This window comes from Pectobacterium peruviense, from assembly GCF_002847345.1.
In the GTDB taxonomy this organism is placed as follows: Bacteria; Pseudomonadota; Gammaproteobacteria; order Enterobacterales; family Enterobacteriaceae; genus Pectobacterium; species Pectobacterium peruviense.
This window is the reverse complement of record NZ_LXFV01000010.1, coordinates 218165-239110: the sequence shown is the minus strand read 5'-3', so window position 1 is coordinate 239110 and position 20946 is coordinate 218165. Positions and strand designations below refer to the sequence as shown.

Here is a 20946-nt window from a genome sequence, read left to right as displayed (position 1 = left end):
TAAGAATGGGGCGAAAGCCCCATTTCCTTTTGTGGCAAAAAAATATCGTATTTCCGCTATTCAAGGCTTTTGTGGAGCTGGATAAGCAATCGATCCATACAGCGGTAACTCAACGCTTCAGCAAGATGCCTTCTCTCAATGTTGTCCCGATCGCCGAGGTCAGCGATCGTGCGTGCGACTTTCAATATTCTGTGCCAAGCGCGTACGGATAAGCCAAGTTTATTCATTACGTCTTCCAGATAGGCCGCATCAGCCATCTCCAGTTTGCAGTGTTTTTCTATTTCGCGTGAAGTTAGCAGCGCATTGATTTTCTTTGCCCGCTTCAACTGTATCTGCCTTGCGATCAACACACGCTCGCGAATCGTCGCGCTGCTTTCGCCTTGATAATGTTGTTGAGATAAAACCCCTGGTGGTAGTAAAGGGACTTCGATAGAAAGGTCAAAGCGATCCAAAAAGGGACCGGAAAGTTTGCTGAGATAACGCAGTATTTGTTGTGCAGGCAGCCGGTTATGAATGCCCTGATAATGTCCTGATGGACTGGGGTTCATTGCGGCGACAAGCTGGACGCGTGCCGGATAGCACACTTTGGCGCGGGTACGGGAAATGATAATTTCACCGGATTCCAGAGGCTCTCGTAGTGAGTCCAAAACGCGTCGCTCAAACTCCGGTAATTCATCCAGAAACAGGACACCGTTGTGTGCGAGCGAAATTTCTCCGGGCTTGGGTAGTGACCCTCCGCCCACGAGTGCAGCCATGGAAGAGCTATGGTGAGGCGATCTGAAGGGCCTTGCTCGCCAGCGCGTCATGGTGGCATCAATGTTGATTAGGCTGTTGATCGCGGCGCTTTCTAACGCTTCTTCATCGCTCAATGGCGGCATCAGATTGCCTAGCCGACTTGCCAGCATGGTTTTCCCTGTTCCCGGCGGTCCTAGCAATAGCAGGTTGTGGCCGCCTGCTGCCGCGATCTCTAGCGCACGTTTAGCTTGTTCCTGACCGATAATATCCTTCAGGTCGAGAGTATCTTCCTCAAATTGCGGAACGGGCGTCATATCGGAGCAACTGAGTAGCTCTTCTTCTCCACTGAGAAAAGCACACACTTCCAACAAATGTCCGGCCATTAGCGCTTCACCCTGCGGTATCAGCGTCATCTCCCGTTTGTTGTCATCTGGCAGGATAAGCTGACGGCCTGCTTTTATGGCTTCTAGTGCGGCTGGAATTGCGCCATTTACGCCACGTAACGTACCTGACAGGCCGAGCTCGCCGAGAAACTCGTAGCGGTTTAGCTTTTCACCATCGATTTGTTCTGATGCAGCCAGAATCGCCAGAGCAATAGGTAGGTCGTAGCGTCCCCCTTCTTTGGGCAAGTCTGCTGGGGCGAGGTTGACTGTGATGCGTTTTGCTGGAAACGTAAACCCACAGTTGATGAGTGCGCTGCGCACGCGATCGCGCGCTTCTTTGACGGTGGTTTCTGGTAACCCCACCAGTGTTAATGCAGGTAATCCGCTGCTGATGTGAACTTCGATGTAAACATCCGGCGCTTGGACACCAATCATTGCCCGAGTGTAGGTAACTGCCAATGACATGCTATTTCCCCTTTGCTGATGATTTGCATCATGTCTGGCAAGGAAAAATAAGTAGAGGGCGTTGTCGCTAGTCTGCGCGGCGACGCCAGAACATAATGCTCTGTTTCAACAATGGATGAAATTTGTGCGTAATGGGTCGCAATTATTCACGGGGAGTCGTGATTTCAAGATAGCCTGGCGATCGGTAATGCTCGTTTTTTCCTACGCAGCGCCCATTTTTACGCCAATAGGCGAAAATAATTTGGCATGCTTCTACCTTATGATTACGTTGTATTTTTTTCCGTATCATAGGCCATCCTTACGGGTGGCAATGAAAAAAATTGTTGTCATGGTATGTCTGACTGTGATAACTCTGTAGGCATTCGTTCGACAGAAGATTAATGAACAACTTATTATGAAAGCCCTATTCCTAGTGATTAGCCTAGTCGTGATTAGCGTGGTGGTGATTATTATCCCACCGTGCGGGGCTGCACTTGGACGAAGAATGGCTTAGAAATCAAGGCCTGATTCAAGAAAACCCCCGCACCGAAAGGTCGGGGGTTTTTTGTTGGGCGTAATCTATAACGGAAAGGAACAGAAAATGAACATCAGCATAAAATTCTGTTATTCCCATAAGATGTCGGGGAAATAACTATGAATGGAGCACAGTGGGTGGTGCAAGCGTTGCGAGCACAGGGAGTGGAAACCGTTTTTGGTTATCCAGGCGGCGCGATAATGCCAGTCTATGATGCACTTTATGACGGCGGCGTAAAACACCTGCTGTGTCGCCATGAGCAAGGCGCAGCAATGGCGGCGATTGGCTATGCCCGCGCGACGGGTAAAGTGGGCGTTTGTATTGCGACATCCGGCCCTGGCGCCACTAACCTGATTACCGGTTTGGCTGATGCACTGCTTGATTCCGTGCCTGTGGTGGCGATCACCGGACAGGTGGGGTCAGCGCTGATTGGCACCGATGCTTTTCAGGAGATCGATGTGTTGGGGTTGTCACTGGCCTGTACGAAACACAGTTTTCTGGTTGAGTCTCTCGAATCACTGCCAGAAGTGATGGCAGAAGCGTTTGCGATTGCCAATAGCGGTCGCCCTGGCCCTGTTCTGGTCGATATTCCTAAAGATATTCAACTGGCTGTCGGCGATTTCATCCCGAACTTTGCGCCCGTGGCTAACGATGTAGATTTCCCTGAGCAAGATATTACGCAGGCGTACGCCCTGTTGGCGAAAGCACAAAAACCAGTGCTGTACGTTGGCGGTGGGGTCGGTATGGCGAATGCGGTTCCGGCGCTGCGTGAATTTCTGAGTGTGACAGATATCCCTTCGGTGTCGACGCTGAAAGGGCTGGGTGCCGTGGATGCCAATCATCCCTATTACCTCGGAATGATTGGTATGCACGGCACGAAGGCGGCGAACCTGATTGTGCAGGAGTGCGATTTGTTAATCGCGGTCGGGGCCCGTTTTGATGACCGCGTGACCGGCAAACTAAATGCTTTCGCGCCTCATGCCAGTGTCATTCACATGGACATCGACCCGGCAGAGCTGAGTAAATTGCGCCATGCTACTGTCGCACTGCAAGGCGATCTGAAGGCGGTATTACCTGCGCTGCAACAGCCGTTGAACATCAACGCGTGGCGTCAGCAGGCCACCATGATGAAGGCGGAATATCCGTGGCGTTATGATCATCCTGGTCAGGCGATTTATGCGCCTGCGCTGTTAAAAACGATCTCTGAAAGAATGGATGCGGATACCGTGGTCACGACCGATGTGGGCCAGCACCAAATGTGGGCTGCGCAGCATATGACGTTCAGCCGCCCTGAGAATTTCATCACCTCTAGCGGTCTCGGTACCATGGGTTTTGGCGTACCGGCTGCGGTAGGCGCACAGGTAGCACGCCCAGACGACATGGTTATCTGCATTTCGGGTGACGGTTCTTTCATGATGAACGTTCAGGAATTGGGCACCATCAAGCGAAAACGACTGCCGCTGAAGATCGTGTTGTTGGATAACCAACGGTTAGGCATGGTGCGCCAGTGGCAGCAGCTATTCTTTGATGAGCGCTACAGTGAAACCGACCTCTCCGATAACCCTGACTTCCTGACGCTGGCAAGCGCGTTTGATATCCCCGGCCAGCGCATCACCCGTAAAGACCAAATTGATGTCGCGCTGGATGCCCTGTTTAACAGCGAAGGACCCTATTTACTGCACGTCTCGATCGATGAATACGAAAACGTTTGGCCGCTGGTTCCGCCGGGTGCGGGTAATGAAACGATGCTTGATAAAATCAAATAAGCTCGACGAAACCAACTAATGGCTGACTTACACAGAATAAGTGCTGGAGACAACAGAATGACACACCATCAACTTTCGATTCAGGCGCGCTTTCGTCCCGAAGTTCTGGAGCGCGTATTGCGTGTTACCCGTCATCGCGGCTTCAAAGTGTGTGCTATGAATATGGTGCAAACCACTAATACCGATCACATTAATATTGAACTGACCGTTGCCAGCCATCGTTCGGTGGATTTATTGTCAACCCAATTGAGCAAGCTGTTGGATATCGCCTGCGTTGACGTTCAACCGATGACGACATCACAACAGATCAGCGCCTAACGCAGAAGAGTAAGGAAAAAAGAATGACAAAAAAAGCGGATTATATTTGGTTCAATGGCGAGATGGTTCCTTGGGCTGAAGCCAAAGTACACGTCATGTCACATGCCCTGCACTATGGCACCTCCGTCTTTGAAGGCGTTCGTTGCTACAATTCACATAAGGGTCCGGTGGTTTTCCGTCACCGTGAGCACATGCAGCGCCTGCGTGATTCGGCAAAAATTTATCGTATGCCAGTCGCACAAAGTGTGGATGAGCTGATGGAAGCCTGTCGTGAAACGCTGCGCAAAAATAACCTGACCAGCGCCTATATTCGCCCGCTGGTGTTCATTGGTGATGTGGGTATGGGTGTTAACCCGCCAGACGGTTATCAAACCGACGTTATTATCGCGGCTTTCCCGTGGGGCGCGTATCTGGGCGAAGAAGCGCTAGAAGCAGGCATTGATGCGATGGTGTCGTCCTGGAATCGTGTCGCAGCGAATACCATTCCAACCGCCGCTAAAGCCGGTGGCAACTATCTGTCCTCTCTGCTGGTGGGTAGCGAAGCACGCCGCCACGGCTATCAGGAAGGGATCGCGTTGGATGTCCACGGCTATGTTTCTGAAGGTGCGGGCGAGAACCTGTTTGAAGTGAAGGACGGCATTATCTTCACGCCGCCGTTTACCTCTTCGGCGCTACCAGGCATTACGCGTGACGCTATCATCAAACTGGCGAAAGACGCAGGATATGAAGTGCGTGAGCAGGTACTGTCCCGCGAGTCACTGTATCTGGCGGATGAAGTGTTTATGTCCGGTACCGCAGCAGAAATTACCCCAGTGCGTAGCGTAGACGGCATTCAGGTCGGCATTGGCAAACGCGGTCCGGTCACCCAAGCCTTGCAGCAGGCGTTCTTTGGCCTCTTTACAGGTGAAACCGAAGATAAATGGGGCTGGTTGGATCCGGTAAATCATTAATTAGTTAAGACAGACAGTCAGGTGGTGACGCGTTCCGTCATCGCCAAATTCGTAATTTTTGGAGTAACAGAGCATGCCTAAGTACCGTTCAGCCACAACCACACACGGCCGTAATATGGCTGGTGCACGAGCCTTGTGGCGCGCCACCGGGATGACCGACGACGATTTTGGTAAACCGATTATCGCGGTGGTCAACTCCTTCACCCAATTCGTGCCCGGCCATGTGCACTTGCGCGATTTGGGTAAATTGGTTGCCGAACAAATCGAAGCCTCCGGCGGCGTCGCGAAAGAATTTAATACCATTGCGGTTGATGACGGTATCGCTATGGGCCACGGCGGCATGCTCTATTCTCTGCCTTCCCGTGAGCTGATTGCCGATTCCGTGGAATACATGGTCAATGCCCACTGTGCGGATGCGATGGTGTGTATTTCCAACTGCGATAAAATCACCCCAGGGATGTTGATGGCGTCACTGCGCCTGAATATTCCGGTGATTTTTGTGTCCGGTGGCCCGATGGAAGCAGGGAAAACCAAGCTTTCTAACCAAATTATCAAGCTCGATCTCATCGATGCCATGATCCAGGGTGCAAACCCTAACGTCAGCGATGCCGATAGTGAGCAGATTGAGCGTTCCGCCTGTCCGACCTGCGGCTCATGTTCGGGGATGTTCACGGCAAACTCCATGAACTGTCTGACCGAAGCGTTGGGGCTTTCTCAGCCAGCGAATGGTTCATTGCTCGCGACGCATGCCGATCGTAGAGATCTGTTCCTCAATGCAGGTACGCGTATCGTGGGTCTGGCAAAACGTTATTACGAGCAGGACGACGCAAGCGTATTGCCGCGCAATATCGCCAGTAAAGCCGCATTTGAAAACGCCATGATTCTGGATATCGCGATGGGCGGTTCCACCAATACTGTGTTGCACCTGCTGGCAGCGGCACAGGAAGGCGAAATTGATTTCACCATGTCGGATATCGACCGCCTATCACGTAAGGTACCGCATTTGTGTAAAGTCGCGCCAAGCGGTCAGAAATACCATATGGAAGACGTACACCGTGCCGGGGGGGTTATCGGTATTCTGGGCGAGCTGGACAGAGCCGGTTTGTTGAACCGTGAAGTCAACAACGTGTTGGGTAAAACGCTGCCGGAAACGCTGGAAGCCTACGACGTTATGCTGACGAAGGATGAAAGCGTGAAGCGTATGTATTCCGCTGGTCCAGCAGGTATTCGCACGACCAAAGCGTTTTCTCAGGATTGCCGCTGGGATTCACTGGATACCGATCGTCAGGAAGGCTGTATCCGTTCGCGTGAATATGCTTACAGTCAGGATGGCGGGTTGGCCGTGCTGTACGGCAACATCGCGGTAGATGGTTGCATCGTGAAAACGGCTGGTGTTGATAAAGAGAGTCTGATTTTCCGCGGCCCGGCAAAAGTCTACGAAAGCCAGGATGATGCGGTAGAAGCGATTCTGGGCGGTAAAGTGGTGGCGGGCGATGTGGTTGTTATCCGCTATGAAGGGCCGAAAGGTGGGCCGGGCATGCAGGAAATGCTGTATCCGACCACCTATCTGAAATCGATGGGCTTGGGTAAAAGCTGTGCGCTGATCACTGACGGCCGCTTCTCTGGTGGGACTTCGGGCCTGTCCATCGGCCACGCGTCTCCGGAAGCCGCAAGCGGTGGCATCATTGGTTTGGTGCAGGACGGCGACATGATTGCCATTGATATCCCGAGCCGCAGCATTGTGCTGGACGTAGCGGACAATGAATTGGCAAGCCGTCGCGAAGAGGAAGAGGCGAGGGGCGAACAGGCCTGGACGCCACATAATCGTGAACGTCAGGTATCTTTTGCGCTGCGCGCGTACGCTATCCTGGCAACCAGCGCGGATAAAGGTGCTGTGCGGGATAAAAGCAAGCTGGGAGGCTAATGCTGATGGCTGTGTCACAACCTCTTCCTGCCGCGCCGGGAGGCGCGGAGTACCTGCGGGCGATCTTACGGTCGCCAGTGTATGAAATCACGCAGGTCACACCGCTGGAGAAGATGGATAAGATCTCTTCGCGGCTGGGTAATGTCATTCTGGTAAAACGTGAAGACCGACATGCGGTGCACAGCTTCAAGCTGCGTGGTGCGTACGCGATGATGGCGGGTCTGAGCGATGAACAAAAATCACACGGCGTGGTGACGGCTTCAGCCGGTAACCATGCGCAAGGTGTCGCGCTTTCCTCCAGCAAGCTGGGGATTAAATCACTGATTGTGATGCCGGTCGCGACGGCCGACATCAAGGTAGATGCGGTGCGTGGTTTTGGCGGAGAAGTGCTGCTACACGGCGCTAACTTTGATGAAGCCAAAGCCAAGGCGATTGAGCTGTCAGAGCAACAACATATGACCTTCCTGCCGCCGTTCGATCACCCTGCGGTGATTGCTGGGCAGGGCACGCTGGCTATGGAGCTGCTACAGCAGGATGCGCATTTGGATCGCGTGTTTGTGCCAGTCGGTGGTGGTGGCTTGGCGGCAGGTGTTGCCGTACTGATTAAACAGCTGATGCCGCAGATTCAGGTGATCGGTGTGGAAGCGGAAGATTCCGCGTGTCTGCGTGCGGCGCTGGATGCCGGGCAACCGGTTGATCTGCCGCGTGTCGGGCTGTTTGCTGAAGGTGTGGCGGTGAAGCGCATCGGCGATGAAACGTTCCGCCTGTGTCGGGAATATCTGGATGACGTGATTACCGTCGACAGCGATGCTATCTGTGCAGCAGTGAAAGATCTGTTCGAAGATGTGCGTGCTATTGCTGAACCGTCTGGCGCGCTGGCGTTAGCCGGGATGAAGAAATACATTCAACAGCATCAGATTCAGGGTGAGCGTCTGGCGCATGTTCTATCCGGTGCGAACGTCAACTTCCACGGGTTACGCTATGTTTCCGAGCGCTGCGAGCTGGGTGAACAACGCGAAGCCTTGCTGGCTGTGACGATCCCTGAGCAACAGGGAAGCTTCCTGAAGTTTTGCCAACTGTTGGGTGGTCGTTCCGTCACGGAGTTCAACTATCGCTACGCGGATGCCAAAGACGCCTGCATTTTTGTTGGTGTGCGTCTTACGCGCGGCTATGCGGAGCGGCAGGAGATCATCGCTGAGCTTTCCGCAGACGGTTATGAAGTGGTGGATTTGTCCGATGATGAAATGGCGAAGCTACACGTTCGCTATATGGTCGGTGGACGTCCTTCCAAACCGTTACAGGAACGTCTGTACAGCTTTGAATTCCCAGAGTCGCCAGGCGCGTTGCTGAAATTCCTTCATACGCTGGGGGCGCACTGGAATATTTCGCTGTTCCATTACCGCAGCCACGGCACGGATTTTGGTCGCGTGCTGGCTGGGTTTGAGCTGGATGAGGGCGATCGTGAATTCGAGCAGCACCTACAGGCGCTGGGCTATGAATGTCACGATGAAACCAATAACCCCGCGTTCCGCTTCTTTTTAGCGGGTTAAGTTAGTTGATTAAGCGCTGAGTTTTCCCTTAACGCCGCCGATGGTGTTTCACTGTCGGCGGCGTTATCTTTATGTCATCTGACAGCAATAGGGATGGCATTTCTTTATGGCAACGCTTTTCTCAAGCGGGTTTAACGTTTCTTCAGCAGGTGTCTCAAGGCGTTGTTGAATCAATCTAATTGTAGTTTGTTATTATTATTTTTAAATTAATTGTTTGTTTTTCTAATTTCTTTAAATCTTGCTAATAATTATTTTCTCGGTTAGTTTGGTGAAAAGTGGAATAACACATGGAGACCGAGTATGAAAAATAAAGAAAAACTTGCCATTCAGTTAAATGAACAATTAAAGAGTAGCCTTATTAATAGTTCGTTACCTCCTGAAGAAATACTCGCATTGATGATGAAGCTATGCCTTTCTCTGATGCAGGTGACTCAAAGTAATCTTGTGGAAATGAAGACGTCGGATGGGCGAAAACTTTCACTCAAGCTTGATACACCGTCAGTGCATTGATCATATTTATTCTTAGAGGCTGCTAAAAATGTCGAGTATTATCTATTTAGAGTTGACGGGTGATAAACAGGGGTTAATTTCTTCTGGTTGTTCAACATTGCAGTCAATTGGTAATAGAAGCCAAGTTGGTCATGAAGATCAGATTCAGGTGTTAAGTTTAAATCACTCAATGAGTCATGCTGATAATCTATCTTGTCATCCCGTTGAAATAATTAAACTTATCGATAAGTCGTCACCGTTGCTTGGTGTTTCTACCTCTTCCAATGAAAAGCTAAGTGCAAATTTCTTTTTGTATAGGATAAATGCCGCCGGGGAATTAGAGTTGTTTTATGTCATTAAATTAACAGATGCCCGTATTGTTGACATTTCTTGTAGTTATCCGCATTCGATTAATGATAATGACGTCATGCCATACGAGAAGGTTTTATTAAAATATGGTTCTATATCATGGGAGCATAAAGTTGCGGGAACATCAGGTTATAGTATCTGGAATGATAGTGGTATTTAGTTTGACTTAGTAATAAAACATGCAGCCATTGATAATTATTTTATTTGTGGCTGTTTTATTAACTAATTAATCACTAACCCGAAGAGATGCTAATTAACTTCGCATATTGATGCTTCGTATTAATGAAAAGGAATTTACTCAATGCTAAGAGTACCTCAAGGACAAATAACCTTTGATGGTGAAGGGGATGATGTTCCCAATAGCCCTTTTTTTAGCCGAGTCGTTCACTGGCCAGGAAATCCCAAATCTGGTGTGACGCTGGGGCGCGGCTATGATATGGGGAAGAGAACCAAGGGCGAAATCTATTCGGATATGCTTCGAGCTGGCGTTGGGAGTGAAAAAGCCAGTTTAATCGCGACGGGGGCTGGGCTAAAGGGTGGGGCTGCCGCTACTTTCGTAAAAGAATACAAAGCGAAGATAGGAGCAATTACACATCAACAGCAGGTGGAATTGTTTAATATGATTTATTCTGGGTATATAAAAATAGCGAAAAATCGATACGCAGATTATTCCGCCAATGTACCGGATAGAGTGAATTGGGATGAGCTTCACCCCGCTATCAGAGATATTCTGGTGGATCTTGCCTATCAAGGGATTATGGGGGAGACGACTATTCCTGTCGCAGCAAAAAATGATATCGATCTGTTAATAAAGAAAATAGAGAGTGACGATTATTTGTTGAAGTTTGAAGCTGGAAGAAATCGAGCGGGTTATTTAAGGATGAAAAAATGAAAAATATCTACTGCTGTATGTTGGTGCTATTTGCTGTGAACGGTATATCGCCTGCGTTTGGTGAGATTTACCTGAGTAAACTGGACGTAATCGAAAAAACGTTATGTAAAGATGTGATGAAAGGAGAGAGTTATCATGAGCTGTATATTTGTACTGACCGGATGCTTTCTGATTCGACGGAAAAACTGGAACAGCGAAATAAAGAATTAATAAAGGATCTCTCCAAATTTAAGGCTTTTGGTGATTCGGAGGAGGCGGTGCAGCTTTTCAAAAAAGATCAAGCTGCATGGAAAAATTACGTTGTCCATCGTTGTGCGTATAAGGGATACGGATTCGAAAAAGATAGCCCCGTTTATTTATCAAATAAAGATCTTTGTGAGGCGGTAGAAAATTACAGGCGGATTGAGACGCTAGACGGTGAACCCAACATACCTTAATACTCATTCCTTGGATAAGTGTGTAACGTCGCCGATGGTGTTTCACCGTCGGCGGCGTTATCTTTATGTCATCTGACAGCAACAGGGATGGCATTTCTTTATGGCAACGCAGTTCACGGGTTTTTCTCAAGCGGGTTTAACGTTTCTTCAGCAGGTGCGTCAGTACAACGATAAAGAGTGGTTTGACGAGCATCGTGCGGTTTACGATGAGCAACTGGTTGCGCCATTCCGCACGCTGGTGGATGAACTCAGTCTGACTATGTTGCAGATTGACGACCACTTTGAAACTCGCCCAGCAATCGGTAAGACTCTCTCTCGTATTCACCGCGATACGCGTTTTTCTCACGATAAGTCACGCTATCGCAGCCATATGTGGCTGACCTTCAAACGCACCCGCAAAGACTGGACGGATGCACCGGTGTATTTCTTTGAAATCACGCCGGATACCTGGCGCTACGGGCTGGGCTACTACAGTGCGACGCGGAATACGATGGATCTATTCCGTCAGACGCTGCGCGGCAATTCGCCGCAGTTTCTTGAGGTTGCGAGCTGTCTGGGGAATACCTTCACTCTGGAAGGGGAAAGCTACAAACGCCCGCTGATTAAAGACCAGGAGCCAGAATTAGCTAACTGGTATAACCGTAAATCGTTTGCCGCGATATGTACTCGGCAGGATATGGAAGCGCTGTTTTCCGGCGATCTGGTGGCGATTCTGTCTCAGGGATTTACCCAGCTTGAACCGCTTTATCATTACCTGATGAACATCGAAACCATGAAGAAAGCCGCGCAGGAAGCAGAGTCCGATACGCGGGCATTTTCGGCGGATAAGTGGTTTGAACGCTAGAGCCAGAGATCGCTAACGCTACGGTGTTTGTTCCGGCTTCAGTGGGATTTTATCGCGCTCCAACAGATAGTTAAACAGGTAGCCTTCCTCCTGATTGCTGCCGAAGGTGGCGATTTGCAGATGATCATCGTCAATGCAGGTGAGTAGTATTTTCACCTGCTGACCGAAGCTGCTTTCACCTTTGCCAATGGCCTGCATGTCGCTCATCTGACGGGCCGTGAAGTCGGAATCATCCAGTTTGTTACCGTAGCGGAATGCAATGGACGCACCGCCCTCAATCTTGCCACGTTGGTTGGTCATGGTCAGGCTGACGGCGTGGTAGGGCGCTTTCTGATCGTACATCTCTCGAAAATAATCCCCCAGATCGCGGTACTCCTCGGCGGAAAGCCCTGACATCACATATTCATAGCTGAACGAACCGTGGAAGCAGGATGTGCTTTTCACCGGCGTAATCGGTGAAGGGAAGGCGTGCTGCGCGATGTCATTTAGGTAGCGCAGCCGATTTAACTGCTGTTGATAACGCTGTCGCAGGCAGTCCTCGTCTTTGCATTGATCGCGTGTGGTAAGCCAGCTGCGCTGAAACTGGTTGAGCGTTTTCTCCCACGGTGCGCTGTTGCCGTACGCCGTCAGGAACGCGCGGGATGTCTTCCATGCTTGCGCTAGTTCTTCATCTAGCTGCCCAAGCAATGGGCTGGCGCAAATCAGCTTTTCCTGCACAGAGGCGGCTTTTTCGCAGGGGAAACTGGCGGCTTGCGCGTGGTTGCTGAGGGATGCGAGCGTCACTCCTGCGGCGATGATGGCAGTGAAGGCTATCTTCATGGTGTGTCCTGTAATATGTCCCAAAAGGCGGCAATCAGCGGTTCGCTAAGCCGTTTTTTCTGTACGCAGACGCCCAGCTCAAGCGGTTCCATCACCTGTTCGACAAAGACAGAGACACGGTTGCGTACCGGCTCTGGGCTGTTCTCCAGCACGACGTTGGGAATCAATGCGATGCCGCAGCCCAGCGCGACCATTGATACCATCGCTTCATGCCCAGAGATGGTGGCGTAAATTTGCGGATTGGTGATGTGATTGCGGCGGAACCACTGATCGATGCGCTTACGCACCGGGCCGTGTTCCGGCAAGATGAACGGAATCTGCGACCAGTCTGGATCGGCTTGACGCACCAGCGACTGAACCGGGCAGGGAAGTGCTGGGATAATCAGCGCCAGAGGCAGTTTATCGAGCGGCATGAAATCAACGCTCGCAGGCAGCGCTTCCGGGCGTCCTGCAATCCCCAAATCCCCATCATTCGACTGAATTTTCTCAACGGCATCAGCGGCATCGCCGGTTGTCAGTTTAATTTCAACCAGCGGATGCAGCGCCCGAAAGCGATCCAGAATCGGCGGCAGATGGCTGTAGGCGGCGGTGACGGAGCAGAAGATCCGCAGTTCACCGCTTAATGACGGCCCGTGCTGGTCTATCGTGTGGCGTAGCTGTTGGTATTGCAGCAGCGTCTGTTGGGCGAACAGCTTTAGGTGCTCTCCGGCATCGGTGAGCTGTACGGTACGGTTATCGCGCAGAAACAGCATCTGCCCTAAATCCTCTTCGAGCCGCTGAATTTGCCGCGACAGCGTGGATGGGCTGATGTGCATCGCCTTGGCGGTACGGCCAAAGTGTCGGCTTTCCGCGAGGTGCAGGAATAATTTGAGATCACGTAAATCCATGCGATGCAGGCCCCGTTTTTTATCTTGCAGATAGTGCAATGTCACGTTGTTAATATATCAATTTAAGCAACGCAATTCCTGTCATATGATGAGGTCATAGTGAATTCCCATCTGGCGGGAATCCTTTTCTGAATAACAGACAAACAAAACCGTATACGGAGCACGACATGGCTAACTATTTCAACACATTAAACCTGCGTCAGCAGCTGGATCAATTGGGCAAGTGCCGCTTTATGGGGCGTGATGAATTTGCCGATGAGGCGAGCTACCTGAAAGGGAAAAAAGTGGTGATCGTCGGTTGTGGTGCTCAGGGTCTGAATCAGGGTCTGAACATGCGCGATTCTGGTTTGGATATCTCTTATGCTCTGCGTGCTGAAGCCATTGCAGAAAAACGTGCATCATGGCGCAAAGCGACCGAAAACGGCTTCACCGTTGGCACTTACGAAGATCTGATCCCGCAGGCCGATCTGATCGTTAACCTGACGCCGGACAAACAGCACTCCGCAGTGGTTCAGGCGGTACAGCCGCTGATGAAACAGGGCGCAGCGCTGGGCTACTCTCACGGCTTCAACATCGTTGAAGTCGGTGAGCAAATCCGTAAAGACATCACTGTCGTGATGGTGGCACCGAAGTGTCCGGGTACGGAAGTGCGTGAAGAATACAAACGTGGTTTCGGCGTACCGACGCTGATCGCGGTTCACCCTGAAAACGATCCAAAAGGCGAAGGCATGGCAATCGCCAAAGCCTGGGCAGCGGCCACTGGCGGCCACCGTGCTGGCGTTCTGCAATCCTCTTTCGTTGCAGAAGTGAAATCTGACCTGATGGGTGAGCAGACTATTCTGTGTGGTATGTTGCAGGCCGGTTCTCTGCTGGGCTTCGACAAACTGGTTTCTGAAGGTACCGATCCTGCGTATGCAGAAAAACTGATTCAGTTCGGCTGGGAAACCATCACCGAAGCGCTGAAGCAAGGCGGGATTACGCTGATGATGGATCGCCTGTCTAACCCGGCGAAACTGCGCGCTTACGCACTGTCTGAGCAGTTGAAAGGCATTATGGCTCCGCTGTTCCAGAAACACATGGATGACATCATCTCTGGTGAATTCTCCGGCGGCATGATGGCTGACTGGGCGAACGATGACGTGAAACTGCTGACCTGGCGTGAAGAGACTGGCAAAACTGCGTTCGAAAATGCGCCGCAGTTCGACGGTAAAATCGCTGAGCAGGAATACTTTGATAACGGCGTGCTGATGGTTGCGATGGTCAAAGCGGGCGTTGAGCTGGCGTTTGAAACCATGGTGAGCTCCGGCATCATCGAAGAGTCGGCTTACTACGAATCACTGCATGAGCTGCCGCTGATCGCCAACACCATCGCGCGTAAGCGTCTGTATGAAATGAACGTGGTTATCTCTGACACCGCAGAATACGGTAACTACCTGTTTGCTAATGCCGCTGTTCCATTGCTGCAAGAGGCTTTCATGGCATCTCTGCAGCCGGGCGATCTGGGTAAAGCGGTTGCTGGCACCGAAGTAGACAACGCGCAACTGCGTGATGTTAACGAAGCTATCCGTAACCACCCGATCGAAACCGTAGGCCACACGCTGCGCGGTTACATGAAAGACATGAAGCGTATCGCTGTCGCGGGTTAATAGTCGCTTTTACGTTTAGCGAAACGTGATAATTTCTATGCTGCTCCCTCTGGAGCAGCATTTTTTTATCTGCGATTATCTCTCAGCCTGCGTTATCTCTGTTGTGTATCGGCGGAGCTTTCACGTGAGGCCAGTGCCAGCGCAGTGGTTAATTCCGCTTTTGTCATACGTACACAGTAAGACGGCATGTTCCTTTCAAAACGCCATCCTTCAGACAATTTTCCCGCATCGACGACATCAAACCCGAAGGCATCATAGAGTTCGGCCACAATGGTTTTTTCCTGCTCATGATCACCCGCAAGCGGTAGCGCCCGGCGATGGGCAGAACCCGCAGGCAAACCATCACTTTCAAGCTGCGTCATGGTGATAGCATTGAACGCTTTGGTAATCTTTGCGCCCGGTAAATAACCAGCCAGTAGTTCGCTGGTGGTAGTGCTGCGCGTATCCAGTGCTGCTACCTTGCCATCTCGCTCGGTATAGTAGTTGACGGCATCGATGACGGATTTGCCCTGTAAAGCCTGCTCAGGGAGTTTATCGATAGCGGTAAAGGGAACGGCGATCACGATAATGTCGCCAAATCGCGCTGCCTGAGTCGCGGTGCCGATATCGCAGCCGATCATGGGGCGGAGGCTGAAAAGCGACTGGGGATCGCGTGAGTTGCTGAGCATGACCTGATGACCGTTCTGAAGCGCTAGTTTAGCGATCGCCCGGGCAACAAAGCCTGCGCCAATAATGCCAATTTTCATCTTTTTCTCCTTAATGCTTTTGAGAAGAGAATCTTAATTGCCTACAATTTGAAGATAAATTATGCTTTTAAAAGAAAACAAACAACAAATATGAGCGAATCATGGATCGACTGACCAGCATGAACATCTTTGTCAAAGCGTCGGAGCTAGGGTCTTTTGCCGCCGCCGCAGAGGTGCTGGGCATCTCACCACAGATGGTCGCGAAGCAAGTGGCATGGCTCGAAGCGAGGCTTGGGGTCCGGCTACTGAACCGTACCACGCGTAGGCAGAGCCTGACGGATATTGGTCTGCGCTATTATGAGCGCTGTAAGGTTGCCTTGGCTGAAGCGGAGGACGCCGATGCGATTGCCCGTGAAATGCAGGTGACCCCTTCCGGCGTTATTCAGGTGAATGCACCGGTTACCTGGGGGTCACATCTGCTCGCGCCGTTTATCACACGTTATCTCGCGCGTTATCCTGACACGCAAATTGCGCTGACGCTGAATGATCGCATCGTCGATCCCATTGAAGAAGGGTTTGAAGTCATCATTCGCATCGGTGAATTGGCGGATAGTTCAATGGTGGCTTGGCCGCTTCAGCCTTATTCGTTGATCGCTTGCGCATCGCCTGACTATCTGGCGCGTGAAGGATTGCCGGATACTCCATCGAGTCTCTCACGCCACGCGTGCCTTATTTATGGTGCACGCGCCGTCGCCACGTCTTGTCGATGGGTATTTCAGAAGGACGGTAAGACTGAAGAAATCAGGCCGGAAGGTAGGCTTTTTGCTAACGACTGGAATGCGCTGCTGCATGCCGCGATAGAGGGATATGGGATCACGCTTGGGCCAGAGGTTGTGTTACGTAAGGAAATTGATCGCGGCCGTCTGGTACAGGTGCTGTCTGACTATAATGGGCCTGCTCGCCCGGTTCATGTCATGGTGCCGATGGGGCGGCGGTCAGCGGTTAAAATTAAAACCTTTGTCGATGCCGTCAGAGCCAATTTCGGGTAAAGATAAGCCCGTGGCACAGGGCGCTATGCCACGGGCGTTATGGCTAAACGGACTGGTATTCCGCTTCTGCCTGATTGAAGCGGTCGGTAATTGCTTTTGATGGTGCTTTACCCAGCATGCTGACGATAAAAATGGTCAGGCTGTTGAAGATATTGACGTATTCCCGATGTGCATCTTCTAATCACAGGAGTGGACTCTATGGGCTCTACCACGATGGGTGTAAAACTCGATGAGGAAACGCGCGAGCGTATCAAGATCGCTGCACAGCGTATTGATCGCACACCGCACTGGTTGATCAAACAGGCTATTTTCCATTACCTCGAACGCCTCGAAAGTGGCCTCGACACGCCTGAAACACCGCAATCGGCGAACATCAGCCGCATTGAAGCGGAAGAGATTATGCCGCAATCTCGGGAAGAAGAAACCCACCAACCCTTTCTTGATTTCGCCGAACAGGTTCTTCCTCAGTCAGTTACTCGCGCTGCGATGACTTCTGCTTATCGCCGTCCCGAAACTGAACTGGTGCCTATCTTGCTTGAACAGGCGAGACTTACCGATGAAATGTTGCAGTTAACCCAGAAACTGGCTTATCGACTGGCAGAGAAATTACGCAGTCAGAAAGCCGGAAGTGGGCGTGCGGGTATTGTGCAAGGACTGCTACAGGAATTCTCTCTTTCTTCTCAGGAAGGTGTGGCGCTGATGTGTTTAGCCGAAGCGTTGCTGCGTATTCCTGATAAATCTACGCGCGATGCGCTGATCCGCGACAAAATCAGCCGAGGGAACTGGCAGGCGCATCTTGGCCACAGCCCATCGCTTTTTGTGAATGCTGCAACCTGGGGGCTACTGTTCACCGGAAAGCTGGTGGCAACACACAATGAAGCGAATCTCTCTCATTCTCTGAACCGTATCATCGGTAAACGCGGTGAGCCGCTCGTCCGCAAAGGTGTCGATATGGCCATGCGGCTGATGGGGGAGCAGTTTGTCACCGGGGAAACTATCGGTGAGGCGTTGGCTAACGCCCGTGAACGGGAAAATAAAGGCTTCCGCTACTCTTACGATATGTTAGGCGAAGCGGCACTGACGGCGCACGATGCTGCCGCCTATCTGACGGCCTATCAGCAGGCGATTCATGCTATTGGCAAAGCCTCGAACGGGCGTGGAATTTACGAAGGGCCGGGCATCTCCATCAAGCTATCGGCGCTGCATCCGCGCTATAGCCGTGCGCAGTATGATCGTGTGTTCGATGAGTTGTACCCACGGCTGTTATCACTGACGCTGCTGGCGCGGCAGTACGATATCGGGATTAATATTGATGCTGAGGAAGCAGATCGACTGGAGATCTCACTCGATCTGCTGGAAAAGCTCTGTATGGAGCCGCAACTGGCGGGGTGGAACGGTATAGGGTTTGTGATTCAGGCTTATCAGAAGCGCTGCCCGTATGTTATCGATGAGCTGATTGAGCTGGCACAGCGTAGCCATCGGCGGCTGATGATTCGTCTGGTGAAAGGGGCGTACTGGGACAGTGAAATCAAACGGGCGCAGGTTGACGGGCTGGAAGGCTACCCTGTCTACACGCGCAAGGTTTATACCGATGTGTCTTATCTGGCCTGCGCCCGCAAGCTATTGGCTGTGCCCAATCTGATTTACCCGCAGTTCGCCACACACAATGCGCAGACGTTAAGCGCGATCTATCACATGGCGGGCAACAATTATTATCCCGGTCAGTATGAATTCCAGTGCCTGCACGGCATGGGGGAACCGCTCTATGATCAGGTCGTTGGCGCTGTTGCGGATGGCAAGTTAAACCGTCCATGTCGTATCTACGCCCCGGTCGGAACCCATGAAACGTTGCTGGCTTATCTGGTGCGACGCCTGTTGGAAAACGGCGCGAATACCTCATTTGTTAATCGCATTGCGGATACGTCAATGGCGCTGGAAACACTCATTGCCGATCCGATTAGCGGCGTAGAGGCGTTAGCAAAAGTGGAATGGAGCATGGGCGCACCGCATCCTCGCATTCCTCTGCCGCGTCAGCTATATGGCCAGGAGCGGAAAAATTCGAGCGGGCTGGATCTCTCGAATGAACATCGATTGGCTTCGCTCTCCAGCGCGTTGCTGAGTCATGCGGTGCAGCCGTGGTATGCCGAGCCGATGATTGAGGGGAAAAGCGAGGCGAGCGAACAGAAGCCCGTGGTGAATCCAGCCGACGTGCACGATGTGGTGGGCTATGTTCGCGATGCTTCCACCGCGGATGTTGAATTGGCGCTAGCGACGGCGGTGTATGCCGGTACTATCTGGTTTGCGACGCCACCCGCAGAGCGTGCCGCGATATTGAATCGGGCCGCATCATTGATGGAAGGGCAGTTACAACATCTGTTAGGGCTGCTGGTGCGGGAAGCGGGTAAGTCCTTCAGTAACGCGATTGCGGAAGTGCGCGAGGCGGTGGATTTCTTACGCTATTACGCGGGTCAGGTACGGGATTCGTTCGCCAATGATACCTATCGTCCGCTGGGGCCCGTCGTCTGCATTAGCCCGTGGAATTTCCCGCTGGCGATCTTTACCGGACAAATTTCTGCTGCACTGGCGGCAGGAAACAGCGTATTGGCGAAACCGGCTGAACAAACGCCGCTGATTTCGGCGCAGGCCGTGCGTATTTTGCATGAAGCAGGTGTTCCCACTGGCGTATTGCAACTGCTGCCGGGACAGGGGGAAACGATCGGTGCTGCGTTGGTGAACGACGAACGGGTACGTGGCGTGGTGTTTACCGGTTCGACTGCTGTGGCAAAAATCTTGCAACGCAGCATCGCTAGTCGGCTTAACCCACAGGGGCGTTTGACGCCGCTGATTGCCGAAACGGGAGGCCTGAATGCCATGATTGTCGATTCGTCCGCACTAACGGAACAGGTAGTGAATGATGTGATCGCTTCAGCGTTCGACAGCGCCGGACAGCGTTGTTCGGCACTACGTCTTTTGTGCCTGCAAGAGGATATCGCGGATCGCACGCTGACTATGCTGCGTGGCGCGATGGCGGAGTGCCGAATGGGGAATCCTGAGCGGTTATCAACCGATATCGGCCCGCTGATTGATGCCGAGGCGAAAGAAAACGTGGATCGGCATATTCAAACGATGCGGGCGAAAGGTCATACGGTGTATCAGGCGGCGTATCCGCAGGATGACGCAGCGTGGCTGGGGGGGACGTTTGTGAAGCCGACGCTGATTGAATTGAATAACATCAGTGAGCTGGAAAAAGAAGTTTTTGGTCCAGTTTTACACATCGTTCGCTATCAAAGCCAGCAGTTGGATACGCTAATTGAACAGATTAACGCAGCGGGCTACGGCCTGACGCTAGGCGTGCATACACGCATTGATGAAACCATCCAACGAGTGACGAACAGGGCAAAAGTGGGTAACCAGTACGTGAACCGCAATATGGTGGGAGCCGTTGTCGGCGTTCAGCCTTTTGGCGGAGAAGGCTTATCGGGAACCGGGCCAAAAGCGGGTGGGCCGCTTTATCTGCATCGTTTGCTGGCACACCGGCCGGACGACGCGCTCGCAGCAGAATTCGCCAGGCAGAACAGGGAGCAGGCACCGGATACCTCTGCTCGAGCATTGCTGTTGGCGGGACTACAGACGTTGGAAGATTGGGCGATCAGCGGGGAACATCACGATTTGGCGACGCTGTGTCAGCGCTATAAAGCGCATAGTGTCAGTGGAACAACGCGACGGTTGCCCGGCCCAACAGGAGAGAGTAATACCTACACGCTGCTGCCGCGCGAGCGGATATTGTGTCTGGCGGACAATGATGAGGATCGCTTGATTCAGGCCGCTGCGGTGCTGGCAACGGGTGGGAAGCTGCTGTGGCCGGAAGGTGAGCAGGAGAAAACACTCTATGCCCGTTTGCCGGAGGAGGTTCAGTCGCGTATTCAGTTCACGCATGACTGGCAACGGCACGAGGTGTCTTTTCAGGGCGTAATTTATCATGGCGATGCCGATCGATTACGGCAGTTGAGTAAGGCGCTTGCAGAACGCGATGGCCCGATTATTCTGCTGCTGGGCTATACACATGGCGATACCCATGTTCAATTGGAACGTCTGCTGATTGAACGTTCTCTCAGTATCAATACCGCCGCCGCAGGCGGTAATGCGAGCCTGATGACGATAGGCTAGAATAAAGTGTTCAATATAAAAAAGCGCGCCAAACCGAAAGGTGGGCGCGCTTTTTA

The 20946-nt window shown here is 51.9% G+C and carries 18 protein-coding genes; 14 read left to right on the top strand and 4 right to left on the bottom strand.

Annotated elements, in window-relative coordinates; translation table 11 throughout:
• Positions 1–56 precede the first annotated feature (56 nt).
• Positions 57–1583: a YifB family Mg chelatase-like AAA ATPase gene (locus A0G03_RS09615; protein WP_048262975.1), complete on the bottom strand. Its 1527-nt coding sequence runs from the start codon at positions 1581–1583 to the stop codon at positions 57–59.
• A gap of 394 nt (positions 1584–1977) precedes the next feature.
• Between A0G03_RS09615 and ilvL the strand changes: the two genes are divergently transcribed.
• From ilvL to A0G03_RS09560, 11 genes are all read left to right on the top strand, one after another.
• Positions 1978–2076, top strand: a complete 99-nt coding sequence (gene ilvL, locus A0G03_RS09610) for an ilv operon leader peptide (protein ID WP_072062072.1) — start codon at positions 1978–1980, stop codon at positions 2074–2076.
• Positions 2077–2216: 140 nt separating this feature from the next.
• Entirely contained in the window at positions 2217–3863 is a 1647-nt protein-coding gene (gene ilvG / locus A0G03_RS09605; protein ID WP_048262973.1) for an acetolactate synthase 2 catalytic subunit, read from the top strand.
• Positions 3864–3920: 57 nt separating this feature from the next.
• Complete coding sequence (gene ilvM / locus A0G03_RS09600; RefSeq protein WP_011095699.1) at positions 3921–4181, top strand: acetolactate synthase 2 small subunit; 261 nt, start codon at positions 3921–3923, stop codon at positions 4179–4181.
• A 23-nt stretch (positions 4182–4204) separates the two neighbouring features.
• The gene (locus tag A0G03_RS09595) at positions 4205–5131 is read left to right on the top strand and encodes a branched-chain amino acid transaminase (protein ID WP_048262971.1); all 927 of its coding nucleotides are present in this window, start codon (positions 4205–4207) and stop codon (positions 5129–5131) included.
• 73 nt (positions 5132–5204) lie between these two features.
• Positions 5205–7055 (top strand): dihydroxy-acid dehydratase, encoded by a 1851-nt coding sequence (gene ilvD / locus A0G03_RS09590; protein WP_048262970.1) that lies wholly within the window; start codon positions 5205–5207, stop codon positions 7053–7055.
• 5 nt (positions 7056–7060) lie between these two features.
• Complete coding sequence (gene ilvA / locus A0G03_RS09585) at positions 7061–8605, top strand: threonine ammonia-lyase, biosynthetic (RefSeq protein ID WP_048263010.1); 1545 nt, start codon at positions 7061–7063, stop codon at positions 8603–8605.
• A gap of 300 nt (positions 8606–8905) precedes the next feature.
• On the top strand, positions 8906–9115 hold the full coding sequence (locus A0G03_RS09580) for a hypothetical protein (protein WP_014916966.1): 210 nt from the start codon (positions 8906–8908) through the stop codon (positions 9113–9115).
• A 28-nt stretch (positions 9116–9143) separates the two neighbouring features.
• On the top strand, positions 9144–9623 hold the full coding sequence (locus A0G03_RS09575; RefSeq protein ID WP_072062071.1) for an Hcp family type VI secretion system effector: 480 nt from the start codon (positions 9144–9146) through the stop codon (positions 9621–9623).
• Positions 9624–9764: 141 nt separating this feature from the next.
• The gene (locus tag A0G03_RS09570) at positions 9765–10355 is read left to right on the top strand and encodes a lysozyme family protein (protein WP_048262968.1); all 591 of its coding nucleotides are present in this window, start codon (positions 9765–9767) and stop codon (positions 10353–10355) included.
• Positions 10352–10792: a lysozyme inhibitor LprI family protein gene (locus A0G03_RS09565; protein ID WP_048262967.1), complete on the top strand. Its 441-nt coding sequence runs from the start codon at positions 10352–10354 to the stop codon at positions 10790–10792. The genes A0G03_RS09570 and A0G03_RS09565 overlap by 4 nt, the downstream gene beginning before the upstream one ends.
• Positions 10793–10892: 100 nt before the next feature.
• Positions 10893–11636, top strand: coding sequence for a DUF2461 domain-containing protein (locus A0G03_RS09560; RefSeq protein ID WP_048262965.1), 744 nt, complete (start codon positions 10893–10895; stop codon positions 11634–11636).
• 18 nt (positions 11637–11654) lie between these two features.
• Here A0G03_RS09560 and A0G03_RS09555 read toward each other — a convergent pair whose 3' ends face one another.
• A complete protein-coding gene (locus A0G03_RS09555) occupies positions 11655–12455 on the bottom strand; it encodes a lysozyme inhibitor LprI family protein (protein WP_048262963.1) in 801 nt (266 codons plus the stop codon).
• Positions 12452–13342, bottom strand: a complete 891-nt coding sequence (ilvY, locus tag A0G03_RS09550; protein ID WP_048263008.1) for an HTH-type transcriptional activator IlvY — start codon at positions 13340–13342, stop codon at positions 12452–12454. Before ilvY ends, A0G03_RS09555 begins: the two co-directional genes overlap by 4 nt.
• 167 nt (positions 13343–13509) lie before the next feature.
• Here ilvY and ilvC point away from each other — a divergent pair, with 167 nt between their 5' ends.
• Positions 13510–14988 carry a ketol-acid reductoisomerase gene (gene ilvC, locus A0G03_RS09545; RefSeq protein ID WP_048262962.1) on the top strand — a complete coding sequence of 493 codons (1479 nt, stop codon included), beginning with the start codon at positions 13510–13512 and terminating at the stop codon, positions 14986–14988.
• A 92-nt stretch (positions 14989–15080) separates the two neighbouring features.
• On the opposite strand, the gene A0G03_RS09540 is transcribed toward ilvC, so the two are convergent.
• Positions 15081–15734 carry an NADPH-dependent F420 reductase gene (locus tag A0G03_RS09540; protein WP_048262960.1) on the bottom strand — a complete coding sequence of 218 codons (654 nt, stop codon included), beginning with the start codon at positions 15732–15734 and terminating at the stop codon, positions 15081–15083.
• A gap of 101 nt (positions 15735–15835) precedes the next feature.
• On the opposite strand from A0G03_RS09540, the gene A0G03_RS09535 reads away from it, so the two are divergent.
• A complete protein-coding gene (locus A0G03_RS09535; protein WP_048262958.1) occupies positions 15836–16723 on the top strand; it encodes a LysR family transcriptional regulator in 888 nt (295 codons plus the stop codon).
• Positions 16724–16921: 198 nt separating this feature from the next.
• Positions 16922–20890 (top strand): trifunctional transcriptional regulator/proline dehydrogenase/L-glutamate gamma-semialdehyde dehydrogenase, encoded by a 3969-nt coding sequence (gene putA / locus A0G03_RS09530; RefSeq protein WP_048262956.1) that lies wholly within the window; start codon positions 16922–16924, stop codon positions 20888–20890.
• The last annotated feature ends 56 nt before the right edge of the window (positions 20891–20946 follow it).

Bases quoted from the DNA above. Each gene is read 5' to 3' on its own strand.
- A0G03_RS09595 (WP_048262971.1), top strand. From the start codon at position 4,205: ATGACAAAAAAAGCGGATTATATTTGGTTCAATGGCGAGATGGTTCCT.
- ilvC (WP_048262962.1), top strand. From the start codon at position 13,510: ATGGCTAACTATTTCAACACATTAAACCTGCGTCAGCAGCTGGATCAA.
- A0G03_RS09555 (WP_048262963.1), bottom strand. From the start codon at position 12,455: ATGAAGATAGCCTTCACTGCCATCATCGCCGCAGGAGTGACGCTCGCA.
- A0G03_RS09565 (WP_048262967.1), top strand. From the start codon at position 10,352: ATGAAAAATATCTACTGCTGTATGTTGGTGCTATTTGCTGTGAACGGT.
- A0G03_RS09580 (WP_014916966.1), top strand. From the start codon at position 8,906: ATGAAAAATAAAGAAAAACTTGCCATTCAGTTAAATGAACAATTAAAG.
- ilvG (WP_048262973.1), top strand. From the start codon at position 2,217: ATGAATGGAGCACAGTGGGTGGTGCAAGCGTTGCGAGCACAGGGAGTG.
- ilvY (WP_048263008.1), bottom strand. From the start codon at position 13,342: ATGGATTTACGTGATCTCAAATTATTCCTGCACCTCGCGGAAAGCCGA.
- putA (WP_048262956.1), top strand. From the start codon at position 16,922: ATGGGCTCTACCACGATGGGTGTAAAACTCGATGAGGAAACGCGCGAG.
- A0G03_RS09535 (WP_048262958.1), top strand. From the start codon at position 15,836: ATGGATCGACTGACCAGCATGAACATCTTTGTCAAAGCGTCGGAGCTA.
- A0G03_RS09540 (WP_048262960.1), bottom strand. From the start codon at position 15,734: ATGAAAATTGGCATTATTGGCGCAGGCTTTGTTGCCCGGGCGATCGCT.
- ilvD (WP_048262970.1), top strand. From the start codon at position 5,205: ATGCCTAAGTACCGTTCAGCCACAACCACACACGGCCGTAATATGGCT.
- A0G03_RS09560 (WP_048262965.1), top strand. From the start codon at position 10,893: ATGGCAACGCAGTTCACGGGTTTTTCTCAAGCGGGTTTAACGTTTCTT.
- ilvL (WP_072062072.1), top strand. From the start codon at position 1,978: ATGAAAGCCCTATTCCTAGTGATTAGCCTAGTCGTGATTAGCGTGGTG.
- ilvA (WP_048263010.1), top strand. From the start codon at position 7,061: ATGGCTGTGTCACAACCTCTTCCTGCCGCGCCGGGAGGCGCGGAGTAC.
- A0G03_RS09575 (WP_072062071.1), top strand. From the start codon at position 9,144: ATGTCGAGTATTATCTATTTAGAGTTGACGGGTGATAAACAGGGGTTA.
- A0G03_RS09615 (WP_048262975.1), bottom strand. From the start codon at position 1,583: ATGTCATTGGCAGTTACCTACACTCGGGCAATGATTGGTGTCCAAGCG.
- ilvM (WP_011095699.1), top strand. From the start codon at position 3,921: ATGACACACCATCAACTTTCGATTCAGGCGCGCTTTCGTCCCGAAGTT.
- A0G03_RS09570 (WP_048262968.1), top strand. From the start codon at position 9,765: ATGCTAAGAGTACCTCAAGGACAAATAACCTTTGATGGTGAAGGGGAT.